This is a genomic window from Mariniflexile fucanivorans, from assembly GCF_004341235.1.
Lineage (GTDB): Bacteria > Bacteroidota > Bacteroidia > Flavobacteriales > Flavobacteriaceae > Mariniflexile > Mariniflexile fucanivorans.
The window spans coordinates 1-1,213 of record NZ_SLUP01000028.1 but is presented as its reverse complement, the minus strand read 5'-3'; the positions used below and the strand labels follow the sequence as shown (position 1 = coordinate 1,213).

The following is a 1,213-nucleotide window of genomic DNA, read 5'->3' as shown; positions in this document are numbered from 1 at the left end:
CTTGCTGCTTGATAGAATTCAAAACTTTGGTTAGAGATTATATGTCCCTTCCAAATAGTTGAAATCGTTAATTTATCGTCTTTTAAAACAGGGTAATCCATTTGAAAAACAGAAGTTAAATAAGCAAAATTTTGTTTGCTAGTTTCCAAATTGGTTTTCCAACCTGCTTGTAATGAAAACTCTATCCCTAAAGTTGAAAATGACCTGTTGTTTTTGTTTATAAATGAATAGGCTGTTTCTACTCCCAAAAATTGTTTAGATTTTAAGTCTTCATTGTTTAAATTTTGTTCTACAAATCGGTTCTGGTTATCATTTGGTTTGATATAATCAAAAGGGATACTTAACGTAAATTCGCTACCCAAATTACCTCTTTTCACAAATGACGTTTTAAAATTAAACTGCTCTAAACGTGTTCTGTAAAATTCAATACCCAAATTACCTTCAAAGTTTTTTGTTTCGTTTCCAAATCCAAAAAAGTTTTGTGCAAAAGCAGGTGTTGAATATCGAGATTCTATTCTTAAATTTGAGGTTCCAAAAATTCTTGCAAATTCTCCTGTATAACCAAGTTCATAACCACCTGTTGCTGAGAAATATTTAGCTTCAATACTATGTTTTTGGGTAAATGGATTTAATTCAAAACCGTATTTTGTAAAAATGGATAATGCTCCAATGGTAAGTCCTTCGTCTGGATTGTACCCAATGGTTGGCAATACTTGACGCAAATTGTGTTTAAATTTATCGAAATCATAATTATTAGGCTCATATTCGTCTGATAGTCTTTTATATACATTTACGCCTTCAAACACACTTTCTTTTGACTTGTAATCATAAACCTTAATGTTTTTCCTATTTTCGATACTGTAAGTATCTTTATTTTGACCTCCAATTAATAAAACTTTAATTTTAGAATTATTAGTACCTGCAACACGATATTGGTCATTATCATCTAAACCATATAACCAAATTTCATTGGTGATTTTAGGATCAAAAGTTTTATCAAACATCACATCATTTTCATCAAGAGTATTTTTGATTCTAGTAATTTTTATGTTTGTAAAACCGCCTTCTAACCTTTTAATTTCGAACAAATCATCTTTATTGGTGCCTTGAATAATAACGTTTCTATTGATACTTTTATAGTAGGTTTCAGCCCATTCTAATATATGCTTTCTTCTATTTTTTAAATGCTTTATAATCTCTTGAAAATTTTTAT

The 1,213-nt window shown here is 29.2% G+C and carries 1 pseudogene; it reads right to left on the bottom strand.

What is annotated here, in order from left to right:
• A pseudogene (locus tag EV196_RS20015) lies at window positions 1–1,213 on the bottom strand (metallophosphoesterase); the annotation flags it as partial.